General features: G+C 67.6%; 12 protein-coding genes. 4 read left to right on the top strand and 8 right to left on the bottom strand.

What is annotated here, in order from left to right; all coding sequences use genetic code 11:
• Nucleotides 1-79: 79 nt before the first annotated feature.
• The 5 genes from HMJ39_RS05180 to ilvD all read right to left on the bottom strand — a co-directional run bounded on the left by HMJ39_RS05180 (nucleotide 80) and on the right by ilvD (nucleotide 5,503).
• Nucleotides 80-1,099, bottom strand: a complete 1,020-nt coding sequence (locus tag HMJ39_RS05180) for a 2Fe-2S iron-sulfur cluster-binding protein (protein ID WP_194296523.1) — start codon at nucleotides 1,097-1,099, stop codon at nucleotides 80-82.
• Between the two features lie 8 nt (nucleotides 1,100-1,107).
• Nucleotides 1,108-1,815 carry a class I SAM-dependent methyltransferase gene (locus tag HMJ39_RS05175; RefSeq protein ID WP_194296522.1) on the bottom strand — a complete coding sequence of 236 codons (708 nt, stop codon included), beginning with the start codon at nucleotides 1,813-1,815 and terminating at the stop codon, nucleotides 1,108-1,110.
• 3 nt (nucleotides 1,816-1,818) lie between these two features.
• Nucleotides 1,819-2,205, bottom strand: coding sequence for an MAPEG family protein (locus HMJ39_RS05170; RefSeq protein ID WP_161384681.1), 387 nt, complete (start codon nucleotides 2,203-2,205; stop codon nucleotides 1,819-1,821).
• Nucleotides 2,206-2,315: 110 nt separating this feature from the next.
• Complete coding sequence (locus HMJ39_RS05165) at nucleotides 2,316-3,638, bottom strand: DsbA family protein (protein WP_194296521.1); 1,323 nt, start codon at nucleotides 3,636-3,638, stop codon at nucleotides 2,316-2,318.
• Between the two features lie 17 nt (nucleotides 3,639-3,655).
• The gene (gene ilvD, locus HMJ39_RS05160; RefSeq protein WP_194296554.1) at nucleotides 3,656-5,503 is read right to left on the bottom strand and encodes a dihydroxy-acid dehydratase; all 1,848 of its coding nucleotides are present in this window, start codon (nucleotides 5,501-5,503) and stop codon (nucleotides 3,656-3,658) included.
• 244 nt (nucleotides 5,504-5,747) lie between these two features.
• Between ilvD and vapB the strand changes: the two genes are divergently transcribed.
• Nucleotides 5,748-6,014, top strand: a complete 267-nt coding sequence (gene vapB / locus HMJ39_RS05155; protein WP_456061960.1) for a type II toxin-antitoxin system VapB family antitoxin — start codon at nucleotides 5,748-5,750, stop codon at nucleotides 6,012-6,014.
• Nucleotides 6,014-6,421, top strand: a complete 408-nt coding sequence (gene vapC, locus HMJ39_RS05150; RefSeq protein ID WP_194296520.1) for a type II toxin-antitoxin system tRNA(fMet)-specific endonuclease VapC — start codon at nucleotides 6,014-6,016, stop codon at nucleotides 6,419-6,421. Before vapB ends, vapC begins: the two co-directional genes overlap by 1 nt.
• A 165-nt stretch (nucleotides 6,422-6,586) precedes the next feature.
• Here vapC and argA read toward each other — a convergent pair whose 3' ends face one another.
• Genes argA through HMJ39_RS05135 form a run of 3 tightly spaced genes read right to left on the bottom strand, consistent with a single transcriptional unit; the run spans nucleotide 6,587 to nucleotide 9,944 of the window.
• The gene (argA, locus tag HMJ39_RS05145) at nucleotides 6,587-7,924 is read right to left on the bottom strand and encodes an amino-acid N-acetyltransferase (RefSeq protein WP_194296519.1); all 1,338 of its coding nucleotides are present in this window, start codon (nucleotides 7,922-7,924) and stop codon (nucleotides 6,587-6,589) included.
• 37 nt (nucleotides 7,925-7,961) lie between these two features.
• Entirely contained in the window at nucleotides 7,962-9,230 is a 1,269-nt protein-coding gene (locus HMJ39_RS05140) for an inorganic phosphate transporter (protein WP_161384675.1), read from the bottom strand.
• 33 nt (nucleotides 9,231-9,263) lie between these two features.
• Nucleotides 9,264-9,944, bottom strand: a complete 681-nt coding sequence (locus HMJ39_RS05135) for a TIGR00153 family protein (RefSeq protein WP_161384674.1) — start codon at nucleotides 9,942-9,944, stop codon at nucleotides 9,264-9,266.
• A 249-nt stretch (nucleotides 9,945-10,193) separates the two neighbouring features.
• Here HMJ39_RS05135 and HMJ39_RS05130 point away from each other — a divergent pair, with 249 nt between their 5' ends.
• Complete coding sequence (locus HMJ39_RS05130) at nucleotides 10,194-11,927, top strand: GspE/PulE family protein (protein WP_194296552.1); 1,734 nt, start codon at nucleotides 10,194-10,196, stop codon at nucleotides 11,925-11,927.
• Between the two features lie 183 nt (nucleotides 11,928-12,110).
• Nucleotides 12,111-14,975: a bifunctional [glutamate--ammonia ligase]-adenylyl-L-tyrosine phosphorylase/[glutamate--ammonia-ligase] adenylyltransferase gene (glnE, locus tag HMJ39_RS05125; protein WP_194296518.1), complete on the top strand. Its 2,865-nt coding sequence runs from the start codon at nucleotides 12,111-12,113 to the stop codon at nucleotides 14,973-14,975.
• The last annotated feature ends 10 nt before the right edge of the window (nucleotides 14,976-14,985 follow it).

Here is a 14,985-nt window from a genome sequence, read left to right as displayed (position 1 = left end):
CGATGGTTCATTGTGCCGGGGGGCGCCGCCCGACGCCAGGGATCCCCGCGCCCGGGGCGGCTTCAACCGCGATGGGGGCTTATCCACCCTCCTGCCGTGGCGCGTAATCGAACACGTCGGAATGGATGTTCTCCGCCGGCACTCCTTCCTCCACCAGGGCGTCGAACACCGCCCAGGCCATGGCCGGGGAGCCGCCCACGTAGAACAGCGGTTCCCGGGGCTCGGCCAGGGCCTCCAGGGCCGCCTCGTGGACCAGGCCCACGGCGTGGCCGGGCTTGCTCATGTCCGACAGGGCGGTAACGGCGTGGAAGTCGCGCAGTTGCTCGCTCCAGCGGGCCGGCAGATCCGGCAGGTAGAGGTCATCCTCGGTGCGCGCCCCCCAGAACAGGCGCACCGGCAGCGGGTAATCCAGCTCGATCAGACGCTCGATCATCGCTTTTACCGGCGCGAAACCGGTGGAGCCGCAGATGAACCACAGTGGCCGGTCCGGGGCGCCGTCGATGAAGCGCTGGCCGTCCGGCAGGGTCACCGCCACCGTGGACTGCTCGTCCAGGTCGGCCATGATGGCGTGGGCGGCGCTGTTGTCGTCGGCGTGGCGCACATGCAGTTCCAGCTCGCGGCCGCCGGGGGCGTTGGCGATGGAGAAGGGGTAAGCGCCGTGGTCCAGCTCCAGGGTCAGGTACTGGCCGGCGTGCCAGCGCACCGTTTTGCCGGCGGGCAGGCGCAGCCACACCCGGGTGACGTCATGGTTGAGCGGTTCTCGCTGGACGATCTGGCACTGCAGTTGGTGCACGGGCAGTTCGCCCGGCGCGGTGGTCTCTGGCACGTCGATCTCGCAATCGCTGATCGGAATGGCCACGCAGTATAGCACCCGGTCCGCCCGGGGTTCGCCGGCGTGGATGAGCGTGTTCTCGCGGGCCCCACCGCCGCGAATCTGGCGCACCGTGCCGGCGACGAGCCGGCCCTGGCAACGTTCGCAGACGCCGTTGCGGCAGGCGTGGGGGAAGCCGAATCCCGCTTCCCGGCCGGCGCTCAAGATGGGGACGCCGTCCGGGCAGATCAAGGCATGGCGGCCGTTGATCAGGATACGGTGGGCCACGGCGGGCTTCAGCCCACCTTGCGGCCGGTGATGATGCTTTTCACGTGTTCCAGGTCGGCCCAGGCCCCTTCGGCGAAGATTTTCTTCACGTCGTCCACCACCGCCTGGTAGCCGTAGCGGGGGTGGGCGTCGTGCACCGCCACCCGGGCGCCCGGGTTGAGGTGCGGCTCGAAGTCCTTGAAGTCCCGGTAGGCCTGCTCGTGGTTGCCGTCGATCCACAGGAAGTCGATCTTCACCGACGGGTCCCACCGGGCGGCGGCTTCCTGGGAGTAACCCTCGATCAGCTCGAACATGCCGTCGAAGCCGTTGCGGCGCAGCCGCTCGGCGACCAGCGCCTTGGTGGGCTTGTTCTCCAGGGGCACCAGGTTATCGGTGAGCTCTTCCTGCTTGCCCAGGTCGGAGTTGAAAGGGTCGATGGCGTGGATATGGCCGCCTTTCTTCTTCAGACCGCGCAGCAGATAGCTGGTGGACAGCCCGCCATAGCAGCCGATCTCGACCACCACGCCGCCGTTCGGCACCTGGCTGGCCCACTGGGTGAGCATGGCCGCCTCGGTGTGGCGGATCATGCCGCCATAGGCGCGTTTGTCGTATTTGCGGCCGCGCAGCAGGCCCATCACGTTGTGATAGACCGGCCGCGAAAAGCCGCTGATCAGTTTCGGGCCCTTCTCGCTCCAGGCTTTTTCCAGAAAGGCATTGGTCGATTCGGTTGCTGACATTCGTTAACCCGCGGTGCCGACGAAAAGGGCAATGATACAGCCCATGCCGAAAAACCACACCAGGGAGCGGGCACTGGCCCAATCGGCGATGTAACACACGCCGTAGAGCACCCGGCTGAGCACGAAGGCCACGGCGATGCCGTCGATGGTGCCCTGGGGCGCGGTTTGCGCCAGCTGGGCGATGATCACCGCCGCGGCGAAGCCCGGCAGAATCTCGAAACTGTTCTGCTGGGCCCAGTGGGCGCGTTTGCGGGCACCGCTCAGGGTGTCCAGGAAGTCCCGGGGGTTGTGGTTCTCGCGCAGGCCGAAGCCGCCCTGGAACTTGGCGAACCCGGTGAAGGCGAACGGGAGCAGGATGGCGACCAGTACACACCAGAAAGCAAGAGTCATGGAAACCTCAGTGAACAGTTAAGAGTTAACAGACCGCCACTTTCCAGCGTGGGGAGCAGAGTTTCAATGACCTTGCTGTAACCCGCCCGGGCGCTCCGGTCCCTCCCGGTTCACTGTTCATTGTTCATTGTTAACTCTTCACCGCCTTTTATCGCCTGCTCCACCAGGGCCAATCGATCCTGCCCCCAGATCAGGGTGTCGCCGCACTGGAAGCTGGGCACGCCCCAGCTGCCGGCGGCCATCATCGCCTCCCGGTTGGCTTCGGCGCGGGCCTGCCACTGGTCGTCGCCCAGCCAGCGGCGGGCCCGGTTCCAGTCCAGGCCGGCGTCCCGGGCCAGCCGCGCCAGGCCGGCGTCGCCGGCCACGTCCACGCCCTGGCTCCAGATGCCGCGGGCGGCGGCGAGCAGCCATTCGCGCAGGCGGCCCTCTTTCTCCGCGAAGGGCCACAGGGCCATGCAGCGTTCCACGCCGAGTCCCACCGGGTCCTGGATCTTGCCGAACGGCACGCCGTGCAGGCGCGCCTCCCGGGCGGCGTCGGTGACGATGTAGAGGCGCTTGGCGCGAGGCACGGTCAGGCCGCGCATCACCATGGGCAGTACCGGGCGTACTTCCAACTCCACGCCATAGTGGTCGGCCAGGGCGTAGGCCCGCTCCAGGGCCAGGTAGGAATAGGGGCTGCGGAACGAGAAATACAACGCCAGGCGGGCGCCCTCCGCTGGCGCCGGGCCGTCCAGGCGGGCGTGCTTGGCGGCGCCGTAGTCCAGCGGCCAGGGGCCGCCGCCCAGGCCCAAGGCCTCCAGGCGCCGGGCCAGATGATCGAGCCGTTCCAGGCTCCAGTACCACTCGCCCTGGTAGTGCAGGGTGGCGGTGAGGTAGTGGCCATCGGCGAGGAATTGGTCGCGGCGTGCTTCCAGGGCCAGCCGGGCCTGGTCCTCCGGTTGCTGGCCGTGGCTCGCCAGCAGCTGGTCCAGGCGCTCGTCGTCGCCGGCCCAGAGCGCCTGCCCAAGGGCGTGGGCTAGGCTCCAAAAGCGTTCATCGCCTTCGTGCTTGAGCAAGCAGCGGGTCACCGCCAGGCTGCGCTCCGGGTCCGGCGGCGTGGCCCCGGTGGGGAAATCCAGGCCGTGCAACTCCGCCAGGGCGGCGGCGTCCCGGGGCGCCAGATCGCGCAGCATCTCCGGCGCCGGGTACAGATTGGCGTCCAGGTACAGCATCACGCGGGGCAGGACGCGCAGGCCGAAGTGGTCGGCGAACGCCGGCAGGGCCTGGGCCATCAGCAGGGAATAGGGGTCGTCGACGCGGAAATGGAAGGTGGCTTCATGGGGACGGCGACGCAGGCGCCGGCGCCATTCCAGAAGCCGGCGGCGCCAGCGTTCCCGGCCCGGGCTGGTGAGCAGCCGGGCCAGGTGGGGCATCAGTCGGCGTTGCAGGCTCATCCGTGACCCTCCCGCCGTTACTCGCCGATCTGGCCGAGATCGCGTACCGCGCCCCGGTCGGCGCTGGTGGCCAGGGCGGCGTAGGCACGCAGGGCCGTGGACACGTTGCGCTGGCGGATCTCCTTGGGCCGCCAGGCCAGCTTGCCCCGCTTTTCCATTTTCTCGCGGCGGTGGGCCAGTTCCTCGTCGCTCACCGCCAGGCCGATGGTCCGGTTGGGGATGTCGATCTCGATGGTGTCGCCTTCCTCCACCAGGGCGATGGCGCCGCCTTCCGCCGCTTCCGGCGAGGCGTGGCCGATCGACAGCCCGGAGGTGCCGCCGGAGAAGCGGCCGTCGGTGAGCAGCGCGCACTGCTTGCCCAGGCCCTTGGATTTCAGGTAGCTGGTGGGGTAGAGCATTTCCTGCATGCCGGGGCCGCCTTTCGGGCCCTCGTAGCGGATCACCACCACGTCGCCGGCCACGATCTGGTCGCCGAGGATGGCGCGCACCGCCGAGTCCTGGGATTCGAACACCCGGGCGCGGCCGCTGAAGGTGAGGATCGACTCGTCCACGCCGGCGGTTTTCACGATGCAGCCGCGCTCGGCGATGTTGCCGTATAGCACGGCGAGGCCGCCGTCCTTGCTGTAGGCGTGCTCGTAATCACGGATGCAGCCTTCGGCGCGGTCCACGTCCAGGCTGTCCCAGCGGGTGTCCTGGCTGAAGGCGGTCTGGGTGGGGATGCCCGCCGGGCCGGCGGTGAACATCCTTTTCACGCCCTCGTCGGAGGTGCGCATGACGTCGTAGTGCTCCAGGGCTTCCGCCACGGTGGCGGAGTGCACCATGGGCAGGCCCCGGTGCAGCAGCCCGGCCCGGTCCAGCTCGCCGAGAATGCCCATCACGCCGCCGGCGCGGTGCACGTCTTCCATATGGTACTTCTGGGTCGCCGGCGCCACCTTGGACAGGCACGGCACCTTGCGGCTGAGTCGGTCGATGTGCGCCATGGTGAAGTCCACGCCGCCTTCCTGGGCGGCGGCCAGCAGGTGCAGCACGGTGTTGGTGGAACCGCCCATGGCGATGTCCAGGCTCATGGCGTTCTCGAACGCCTTGAAGGAGGCGATGTTGCGCGGCAGCACGCTCTCCATGTCCTGCTCGTAATACAGCTTGGCGAGATCGACGATGCGGCGACCGGCTTCCAGGAACAGCTCGCGGCGGTCGGCGTGGGTGGCCAGCAGGGAGCCGTTGCCCGGCAGCGACAGGCCCAGGGCCTCGGTGAGGCAGTTCATGGAATTGGCGGTGAACATGCCCGAGCAGGAGCCACAGGTGGGGCAGGCGGAGCGCTCCACCTCGTTGACGGTGGCGTCGTCCACCTTGTCGTCGGCGGCCATCACCATGGCGTCCACCAGGTCCAGCTTCTGCTCGCCCAGTTTGGTCTTGCCCGCTTCCATGGGGCCGCCGGAGACGAAGATCACCGGGATGTTCAGGCGCATGGCGGCCATCAGCATCCCCGGGGTGATCTTGTCGCAGTTGGAAATGCACACCAGGGCGTCGGCGCAGTGGGCGTTGACCATGTACTCCACGGAGTCGGCGATGATGTCGCGGCTGGGCAGCGAATAGAGCATGCCGTCGTGGCCCATGGCGATGCCGTCGTCCACGGCGATGGTGTTGAATTCCTTGGCGATGCCGCCGGCCCGTTCCACCTCGCCGGCCACCAGTTGCCCCATGTCCTTCAGATGCACATGCCCCGGCACGAACTGGGTGAAGGAGTTGGCGATGGCGATGATCGGCTTGCCGAAATCGTCGTCCTTCATGCCGGTGGCGCGCCACAGGGCGCGGGCGCCGGCCATGTTGCGGCCGTGGGTGGTGGTGCGGGAACGGTACTGGGGCATGGTGGCCTCGCTGCTGCCGGGTGTTCGGGACCGGGCATTGTAGCGCAGCGCGACGGGCAAGGGGGAATATCGCTTATTCCGGTGTGGGCCAGGGCGCACACGCTATCCGGGATGTCCTACATACCAGCCTGTGCGGGAGTGTTAGCGTTCGCCGTGAACGGAACAATAAAGGAGGCAGGACATGGAAAGTCGAATCGAGGAAGCGGAGTATATCCCATTGACATATACGCGGCGAAGGGCGAGCATGGCGGTGTTGATCCGTAATCCGGAGGAAGGCGCCATGGAAAAGACCACTGTATTCAAGAGCAACCGCACCCAGGCGGTGCGCCTGCCCAAGGCGGTCGCCTTTCCCGACGATGTGCGTCAGGTGGACATCATCGCCGTGGGTCGCGCGCGCATCATCGTGCCGGCCGGCGAGGCCTGGGACAGCTGGTTCGACGGTCCCGCCGTGAGCGCGGATTTCATGAACGACCGCGAACAGCCCGACGGGCAGGAGCGCGAGGGGTTCTGATGCTGAAGTACATGCTGGATACCAATATCTGCATCTACACCATCAAGAACCGGCCGGCGACGGTGCGTGAGGCCTTTCGGGAGCGGCAGGGTTCGCTGTGCATCAGCAGCGTGACGTTGATGGAATTGATCTACGGCGCCGAGCGGTCCGCGCGGCGCCGGGACAATCTGGAGGTGGTGGAAGGCTTCGCCGCCCGCCTGGAGGTGCTGGACTACGAAACCGAGGCCGCCGCGCACACCGGCCAGTTGCGCGCCGAGCTGGCCGCGGCGGGCACGCCCATCGGCCCCTGGGACCAGATGATTGCCGGCCACGCCCGTAGCCGGGCGCTGGTGCTGGTCACTCACAACATCCGGGAATTCGAACGGGTGCCGGGTCTGCGCGTCGAGGATTGGATGCCGGCCGGGTAGGACATCCACACGGGCCGGGTTAACCCGTGGCGGAGCGGCCAATCATTGGTTCCTGTCCACCGAGTGGGGCCTATGGATACGGCGGTGTGACCCAGGAGTATCGCTATCACCACCCGGAAAGTTCGGTATAGCGGGCGCCCTCCTGAGCCTTTCCAGGGCAGGCCATTAAAGGTGCTTAACGAACACCTTGGAGCTGCGCTGCCAGTTGTAGAGCGCCTGGCGTTGGGTGGGGAGGGCGTCCACGCCGGCGGCTTCGAAGCCCTGTTCCCGGAACCAGTGGGCGGTGCGGGTGGTGAGCACGAACAGCTTTTGCAGGCTCTGCTCCCGGGCGCGCCGTTCCAGGTAGCGCAGCAGCTGCACGCCGCGCTCGCTGTTGCGGTAGTGGGAGTGCACGGCCACGCAGGCCAGCTCGCCGATCCTTTCCTCCGGGAAGGGGTAGAGGGCGGCGCAGCCGATCACCATGCCGTCCCGTTCGATGATGGCGAAGCGGTGGATTTCGTTTTCCAGCAGCTCCCGGGAGCGGCGCACCAGGGTGCCGTCGTCCTCCAGGGGCGCGAGCAGTTCCAGGATGCCACCGACGTCGTCGATGCGGGCGCCGCGCAGGGTCTCGTAGGTTTCCCGGGTGACCATGGTGCCGCAGCCGTCGCGGGTGAACAGCTCGCGGATCAGGGCGCCGTCCTCGCGGGCGTCGAGCAGGTGGGCCCGGGCCACGCCGTTGCTGGCGGCGTGGCAGGCGGCGGTGAGCTGGCGATCCACCGGGTCGGTGCTGAACCGTTCCTGGGTCAGCAGGCGGCCGGCTTCCTGGGGGGTGAGCTCGCGCAGCAGGTGGCCTTCGTCGTCGTCCACGCGCAGGCCCTCGCCGAGCACGATGAGCTTGTCGGCGGCCAGGGCGATGGCGGTGTTGGAAACCACTTCCTCGGCGTTCAGATTGAACAGTTCGCCGGTGGGCGAGGCGCCCAGGGGCGAGAGCATCACCACGTTGCCGGCGTCCAGCTGGCGGCGGATGGCGTCCACCTGGATGCGCCGCACCTCGCCGGTGTGCTGGTAGTCGAAGCCGTTGCGCACGCCCACCGGCTTGGCGATCACGAAGTTGCCGCTGATCAGCTGGATGGCGGCGTTGTGCATGGGCGAATTGGCCAGGCCCATGGAGAACAGCCCCTCCAGCTTGAGCCGCAAGGCGCCCACCGCCGCAGTCACCTCTTCCAGGGCGGCGGCGTCGGTGATGCGGGTGTGGTTCTCGAAGCGGCTTTCCAGCCCGGCGGCGTCCACGCGCCGGCCGATCTGCGGCCGGGCGCCGTGCACCAGCACCAGCCGCGTGCCCAGGGCATTGAGCATGGCCAGATCGTGCACCAGCGAGGGCAGGCGCGGCGAATCCAGCACCTCGCCGCTGATCAGCACCACGAAGGTGCGGCCACGGTGGGCGTTGATGTACGGCGACGAGTTGCGGAACCAGGCAACCTGGTTATCGGTGTCGGACACGGGACTCTCTGGGCTGGAAGTCATCGGGGAAGTATAGCCAGCGAGGGGGCGCGGCAGCCACCTACGCCCCGAAAAGCCCCTTGAAGAAGTAGAAGAACAGAATCGACAGCAGCGCCCCCGCCGGCAGCGTCACCACCCAGGAGGTGAAGATGGTGCCGATCACGCGCAGGTTCAGCGAGCCGATGCCGCGCGCCATGCCCACGCCGAGCACCGCCCCCACCAGGGTGTGGGTGGTGGAGATCGGCAGGCCGGTGCCGGAGGCCAGCACCACGGTGGTGGCGGCGCCCAGCTCGGCGGCGAAGCCGCGGCTGGGGGTCAGGGCGGTGATCTTGGTGCCCACGGTGGCCATCACCCGGGCGCCGAGAATGGCCAGGCCGAAGACGATGCCCATGGCGCCCACCAGCAGAATCCAGCTGGGCATGGTGGCGGCCTCGCCGATGGCGCCTTCGTTGACGATGACGCTGTTGATCGCCGCCAGCGGGCCCACCGCGTTGGCCACGTCGTTGGAGCCGTGGGCGAAGGCCATGGCGCAGGCGGTGAAGATCATCAGCACCGCGAAGATGCGTTCCACGGAGCTGTAGCGGAAGTCCTTGTCGGCTTCCGGATCGGGCTGGATGCGCGACAGAATGGCGCCGCCCAGCAGCGCCACCGCCACGCCGCCGATCAGCGCCCAGGCCAGGCTGGCGGCGAAGCTCACGTCCAGGCCGATGTGCTTGAGGCCCTTCACCAGGGTCACGGCGGTGAGCACATAGCCGACCAGGAACATGTAGAAGGGCACCACGCGCTTGGCGCGCTGGAAGGGGTCGTCGTGGTTGAGCACCAGGCGGTGCACGCTCTTGATCAGGAAGAAGGAGATGAAGCCGGCCAGCAGCGGCGAGGTGACCCAGCTGGCGACGATGGACCCCACTTTCTCCCAGTGCACCGCGTCCATGCCCACGCCCACGGCGGCGAAGCCGACGATGGCGCCGACGATGGAGTGGGTGGTGGACACCGGCCAGCCGGCCCAGGAGGCCACCACCAGCCAGATGCCCGCCGCCAGCAGGGCGGCCAGCATGCCGTAGATCAGGTAGTGGGGCGTTTCGCTGAACACCCCGGCGTCGACGATGCCCTTGCGCACCGTGGCGGTGACCTCGCCGCCGGCCAGGTAGGCCCCGGCGAATTCGAAGATGATGGCGATCAGCACCGCCTGCTTGACGGTCAGTGCCCCGGCACCCACCGAGGTCCCCATGGCGTTGGCGACGTCGTTGGCGCCCACGCCCCAGGCCATCAGAAAGCCGAAAGCGCCGGCGATGAGCAGCATCAGCATGCTGTGTTCGAGCATCCACTCCATTGAGGAACCCCTGGTCTTGGTGCTGAGTGGTTTTTACCGGGCGAGCAGCAGCTGCAGACGGCCGCCCACCTTCTGGGCCCGGTCGGCCAGATCGCCGATCCAGTCGATGATTTTGTAAAGGAAGATCACGTCCACCGGCGGCAGCTTGTCTTCCAGCTCAAACAGCTGCGAGCGGATGGTGATTTGTTGTTCATCGTTGGCCCGCTCCAGGCGGTCCAGCTCTTCGATGAGATCCTCCACCAGGCGGATTTCACGGCCGCTGAAACCGGTTTCCACCAGTTCGTCCAGCTCGTTGATGGCCTTGCGGGCCTGGGCGGAGGTCTCGATGGCGCCCTGCAGGTAATCGTTCATGGCGGTGGCCAGGGAGGCGGGGATGGTCATCTGCCGGCCGAGCATCAGGCCGGCGATGTCCTTGGCCTTGTTGGCCACCTTGTCCTGCACGCTGACCAGCTCCAGCAGATCGGAGCGGGGCACCGGCAGGAACAGGCTCTTGGGCAGGTTGAGGCGAAACTGCTTCTTCATCTCGTCGGCCTGGTTCTCCAGGTCGGCGACGCGCTGGCGGGCCGCCTTGGCGCGGTCCCAGTCGCCGCTGCTGATGGCGTCGAAGAAGTCACCGAGACCCAGTGCGCATTCATGCACCGTGTCGTAGTGCTGCTGCAGGGGTTTGATGGGGGAGCGGCCGAACAGGCCGGCGATCGAGCTTCCGAAGGACATGGGGATCACCCTGTAACGGAAAGGTCATATTTGTGGGGCGCGAGTATAGAGGGGATGCCGCGACCCGTCCACGGGGCCCCGGCGGCGGGCGCCACCGGGACCGGTTCAGATTCCGACGAATCGGGGATGGCGGCAAGTCCCGGCGCGGACTACAGTGGCGTGAAACCGAAGAACGCAGGGGGGAACACCGTGTCCGTCACCGCCGTGCCCGCGCACCGCCAGGGCCAGGAAGTGGACGTCCGCTGGGTGATGCGCGAGCTGCTCGATGAGCAGCGCGTCAGCCGCGAGGACTTCAATGTCATTTCCACCACCCCGCGGGAGAACAAGGAGCTCAACTGGCATCCGCTGGAAGTGGTGGCCAAGTACCGGCTGGTGGACCAGAGCCACGGTCAGCGGGTGCTGGACGTGGAGTTCCTGTCGCAATGGTTGGCGGAGAAGAGCGGCCTGCCGCTCTACCACATCGACCCGCTCAAGGTGGATGTGGACCGGATCACCCGGGTGATGAGCTACGCCTTCGCCGAGCGCCATGGCATCGTCGCCCTGGAAAGCCTGCGCGACCGGGTGGTGGTGGCCTGCGACCAGCCGTTCAAGCTGGACTGGCGGGAGCACCTGCGCCAGGTGCTTGGCGAGCGGGAGCTGGAGACCGTGTTCGCCAACCCGGAGCAGCTGCGCCGCTACCGCATCGAGTTCTACAACCTGAGCCGCTCCATCGCCGGCGCCGCCCGGGCCGGCGGCCAGGAACTCTCCAACATCACCAACTTCGAGCAACTGCTGGAAGTGGGCAAGGGCCACCACGACGCCGACGACCAGCACATCGTCAACATCGTCGACTGGATCCTGCAGTACGCCTTTTCCCAGCGCGCCAGCGACATTCACCTGGAGCCGCGCCGGGATCAGGGGCGGATGCGCTTTCGCATCGATGGCGTGCTGCACGACGTCTACGAGCTGCCGGCGGCGATCATGGCGGCGGTCACCAGCCGCCTGAAGATCCTCTCCCGGCTCAACGTGGCGGAGAAGCGCAAACCCCAGGATGGCCGGCTCAAGACCAAATCCCCGGACGGCGACGAGGTGGAACTGCGCATCTCCACCCTGCCCACCGCCTTCGGCGAGAAGATGGTGATGCGTATCTTCGACCCGGACGTGCTGGTGCGCAGCTTCGCCCAGCTTGGCTTCAGCCGCGAGGACCACGAGCACTGGCGGGCGATGACCGCCCACACCCACGGCATCGTGTTCGTCACCGGCCCCACCGGCTCCGGCAAGACCACCACCCTGTATTCCACCCTCAAGCAACTGGCCACCAGCGAGGTCAATGTCTGCACCATCGAGGACCCCATCGAGATGGTGGAGCCCAGCTTCAACCAGATGCAGGTGCAGGCCAACATCGAGGTGGACTTCGCCCAGGGCGTGAAGGCCATGCTGCGCCAGGACCCGGACATCATCATGATCGGCGAGATCCGCGACCTGGCCACCGCCGACATGGCGATCCAGGCGGCGCTCACCGGCCACCTGGTGCTGTCCACCCTGCACACCAACGACGCGCCCTCGTCGATCACCCGGCTGGCGGACCTGGGCGTGCCGTCCTATCTGATCTCCGCGACGGTGATCGGCGTCATGGCCCAGCGGCTGGTGCGCACCCTGTGTCCGCACTGCAAGGCGCCGGCGACGCCCGACCCGGACGCCTGGCATGAGTTGGTCCGTCCGTTCAAGATGGCCATGCCGGAGACCGTCCAGCAGCCCGTGGGCTGCCTGGAATGCCGGGGCACCGGCTACCTGGGCCGCATGGGGGTCTACGAGACCATGCCGTTCAACGGCGCCCTCAAGGGCATGGTGGGCCGGGGCGAGGATCTGGAGACCCTGACCCGCCAGGCGGTCAAGAACGGCATGAAGCCATTGCGCATCAGCGGCGCGCGGAAGGTCGCCAGGGGGCTTACCACGATCGAGGAAGTGATGCGGGTGACGCCCTCCCAGGATGTGCTGCTCTGACGGCCGTGGGCCGTCCGATACAGGGTTCAGGATGCAGGGTAAAAAGGCCCTGGTGTTCGGGCGCGGGCAGGGCCTCCGCTCTCGTGCCGCGCCCACCCGCGCCTGTATCCTGAATCCTTCATCCTGTATCGGGTTTATCTTCCCATTGCCCTTTCCCCTCAAGGCCGTGGACAATAGCCCACCATGACCGATCCCGACTATTCGAGCCTGCCCGACGAACTCTCCGTGCTGGTAACCCGGCACTGGCAGCGTTTCCAGGAGGTGGGCCACGCGCTCCCCGACGCCCTGTTGAACGACCTGCCCCGTGTCTGGGCGGGCTCCGACTACGTGGCCGAGCAATTCATCCGCGACCCGCGCCTGGGCGAATGGCTGGCCGCCAGCCCGCTGCGGCGACGGCTGGACCGCGCCGAACTGGGCGAACAGGTGCGCGCGGCGGTGATGGCCTGCGATGACGAGGACGCCCTGAAGGCCGCCCTGCGCCGCCTGCGGCACCGCCACATGGTGCGCCTGATCTGGCGGGATCTGACCGGCCTGGCGGACTACCACGCCACCGTGGCGGACCTGTCCCTGCTCGCCGATACCCTCATCGACACTGCCCTGGAGCGCCTGCACGGCTGGGCCTGCGAGCGCAACGGCACGCCCCGGGACGAGAACGGCGACCCGGTCCGGCTGGTGGTGCTGGCCATGGGCAAGCTGGGCGCCCGGGAGCTCAATCTGTCCTCGGACATCGACCTGATCTTCGCCTACGAGCACGAGGGCGAGATCCCCGGCGAGCGCCGCAATCTGACCCACCACCAGTTCTTCCTGCGCCTGGGCCAGCAGCTGATCAAGGTGCTCGACCAGAACACCGCCGACGGTTTCGTGTTCCGCGTGGATATGCGGCTGCGCCCCTGGGGCAAGAGCGGCGCCCTGGCCATCGGCTTCGACGCCATGGAGCACTACTACGAGAACCAGGGTCGGGAATGGGAACGCTACGCCCTGATCAAGATGCGCCCGGTGGCCGGCGATCTGGACGCCGGCGGGCGGTTGATCGAGCGGCTCAACCCCTTCGTCTACCGGCGCTACATTGATTACGGCGCCTTTGAATCCCTGCGCGAAATGAAGGCCCTGATCGAGCGCGAGGTGAACCGCAAGGGCATGCAGGCGGACGTCAAGCTGGGCGCCGGCGGCATCCGCGAGGTGGAGTTCATCGTCCAGGCGTTCCAGCTGATTCGCGGCGGCCAGCTGCCGGCCCTGCGTGAGCCCAACCTGATCAGAATGCTGCCGCGCCTGGCCGAGGAGGGCATGCTGCCCGAGGACGTGGTCACCGAGCTGAGCGAGGCCTACGTCTTCCTGCGCGACGTGGAGCACCGCCTGCAGGCGGTGGATGACCGCCAGACCCAGCGCCTGCCCGACGATGAGCTGGGCTGGCAGCGCCTCACCTTCGCCATGGATTTCTCCGCCCGCCCGGCCTTCGAGCGCGCCCTGCGCCGCCACCGCGAGCAGGTGCGCTTCCACTTCAGCCAGGTGATCGCCGATCCCCAGGAAGAAACCGAGGTGTCCGAGGGCGACCAGGAATTGCTCGACCTGTGGCTCGGCCAGCTGGACCGGGACGACGCCGTGGCGCGCCTGGCCGGGGTCGGCGTCCAGGAGCCCGAGGAGGTGCTGGCGGCCCTGGAAACCCTGCGTGAGTCCCGGGCGGTGATGAACATGCAGCGCATCGGCCGTGAGCGCCTGGACCGGCTCATGCCGCTGCTGCTGGAGGCCCTGGGCTACCAGGGCCACGGCCAGGTCACCGCCGGACGGCTGGTGGCCTTCATCGAGTCGGTGGCGCGGCGCAGCGCCTACATCGCCCTGCTGGTGGAAAACCCCGGCGCGCTCACCCAGCTGGTCAAGCTGTCCGGCGCCAGTCCCTGGATCGCCGAGCGTCTGGCCCGCCACCCGGTGCTGCTCGACGAACTGCTGGACGTGAGCACTCTGTATTCACCGCCCAACCGCGCCCAGCTCGACGACGAGCTGCGCCAGCAACTGCTGCGCGTGGCCGAGGACGACCTGGAACAGCAAATGGAGGTGCTGCGCAATTTCAAGCAGGCCCATCTGCTGCGGGTGGCCGCCTCCGAGGTCACCGAGGTGCTGCCGCTGATGAAGGTCAGCGACTACCTCACCTGGCTCGCCGAGGCGATTCTCAACCAGGTGGTGCTGCTGGCCTGGGAGCCCCTGGTGGAGCGCCACGGGCGTCCCGAGCGCACCGACGGCCAGCCCTGCAACCCGGATTTCGTGGTGGTGGGCTACGGTAAGCTGGGCGGCATCGAGCTGGGCCACAACTCCGACCTGGATCTGGTATTCCTGCACGACGCCGCCTCCGGCGGCAGCACCGACGGCGACAAGCCGGTCTCCAACGAGCAGTTTTACGCCCGTCTGGGCCAGCGCATCGTGCACATCCTCTCCACCCGCACCATGAGCGGCCAGCTCTACGAGGTGGACACCCGGCTGCGTCCCAGCGGCAGCGCCGGCCTGCTGGTGTCGTCCATGGACGCGTTCCAGAAATACCAGCTCCACGACGCCTGGACCTGGGAGCACCAGGCCCTGGTGCGCGCCCGGGTGGTGGCCGGCTGCGCCCGCGCCCGGGAGCGTTTCGACGCCATCCGCCACGAGGTTCTGTGCCAGGCCCGGGACGCCGATACCCTGCGCCGCGAGGTGCTGGCCATGCGCGAGAAGATGGTCGACCACCTGGCCGCCCGCCAGCCCGGCCGGTTCCATCTCAAGCAGGATCCGGGAGGTATCGTCGATATCGAATTTATGGTGCAATATGGTGTACTTAGATGGGCCTCCTCCCACGGTGAACTGACCCGTTTCACCGACAATGTGCGGCTTCTTGAAACCCTCGCCGCCCTGGAATTGATGCCGGCTCAGGACGCCGGCCTGCTGCGGGAAGCCTACCTGGCCTACCGGTCCGCGGCTCATCGCGCCTCGCTGCGCAAGGAAAAATCCATCGTCGACGACACCCAGTTCCGCGATCTGCGGGAGGGGGTTCGGACGATCTGGGAACAATGGTTTGCGGACGCCTAACCCTATTTGA

Source organism: Alloalcanivorax profundimaris, from assembly GCF_015265435.1.
GTDB lineage: Bacteria > Pseudomonadota > Gammaproteobacteria > Pseudomonadales > Alcanivoracaceae > Alloalcanivorax > Alloalcanivorax profundimaris.
This window is presented reverse-complemented; position numbering and strand designations above follow the sequence as displayed.

Excerpts from the sequence above, each read along its gene's own strand:
- HMJ39_RS05175 (WP_194296522.1), bottom strand. The coding sequence starts at position 1,815 with ATGTCAGCAACCGAATCGACCAATGCCTTTCTGGAAAAAGCCTGGAGC.
- HMJ39_RS05170 (WP_161384681.1), bottom strand. The coding sequence starts at position 2,205 with ATGACTCTTGCTTTCTGGTGTGTACTGGTCGCCATCCTGCTCCCGTTC.
- HMJ39_RS05165 (WP_194296521.1), bottom strand. The coding sequence starts at position 3,638 with ATGAGCCTGCAACGCCGACTGATGCCCCACCTGGCCCGGCTGCTCACC.
- ilvD (WP_194296554.1), bottom strand. The coding sequence starts at position 5,503 with ATGCCCCAGTACCGTTCCCGCACCACCACCCACGGCCGCAACATGGCC.
- vapB (WP_456061960.1), top strand. The coding sequence starts at position 5,748 with ATGGCGGTGTTGATCCGTAATCCGGAGGAAGGCGCCATGGAAAAGACC.
- vapC (WP_194296520.1), top strand. The coding sequence starts at position 6,014 with ATGCTGAAGTACATGCTGGATACCAATATCTGCATCTACACCATCAAG.
- argA (WP_194296519.1), bottom strand. The coding sequence starts at position 7,924 with ATGACTTCCAGCCCAGAGAGTCCCGTGTCCGACACCGATAACCAGGTT.
- HMJ39_RS05140 (WP_161384675.1), bottom strand. The coding sequence starts at position 9,230 with ATGGAGTGGATGCTCGAACACAGCATGCTGATGCTGCTCATCGCCGGC.
- HMJ39_RS05135 (WP_161384674.1), bottom strand. The coding sequence starts at position 9,944 with ATGTCCTTCGGAAGCTCGATCGCCGGCCTGTTCGGCCGCTCCCCCATC.
- HMJ39_RS05130 (WP_194296552.1), top strand. The coding sequence starts at position 10,194 with ATGCGCGAGCTGCTCGATGAGCAGCGCGTCAGCCGCGAGGACTTCAAT.
- glnE (WP_194296518.1), top strand. The coding sequence starts at position 12,111 with ATGACCGATCCCGACTATTCGAGCCTGCCCGACGAACTCTCCGTGCTG.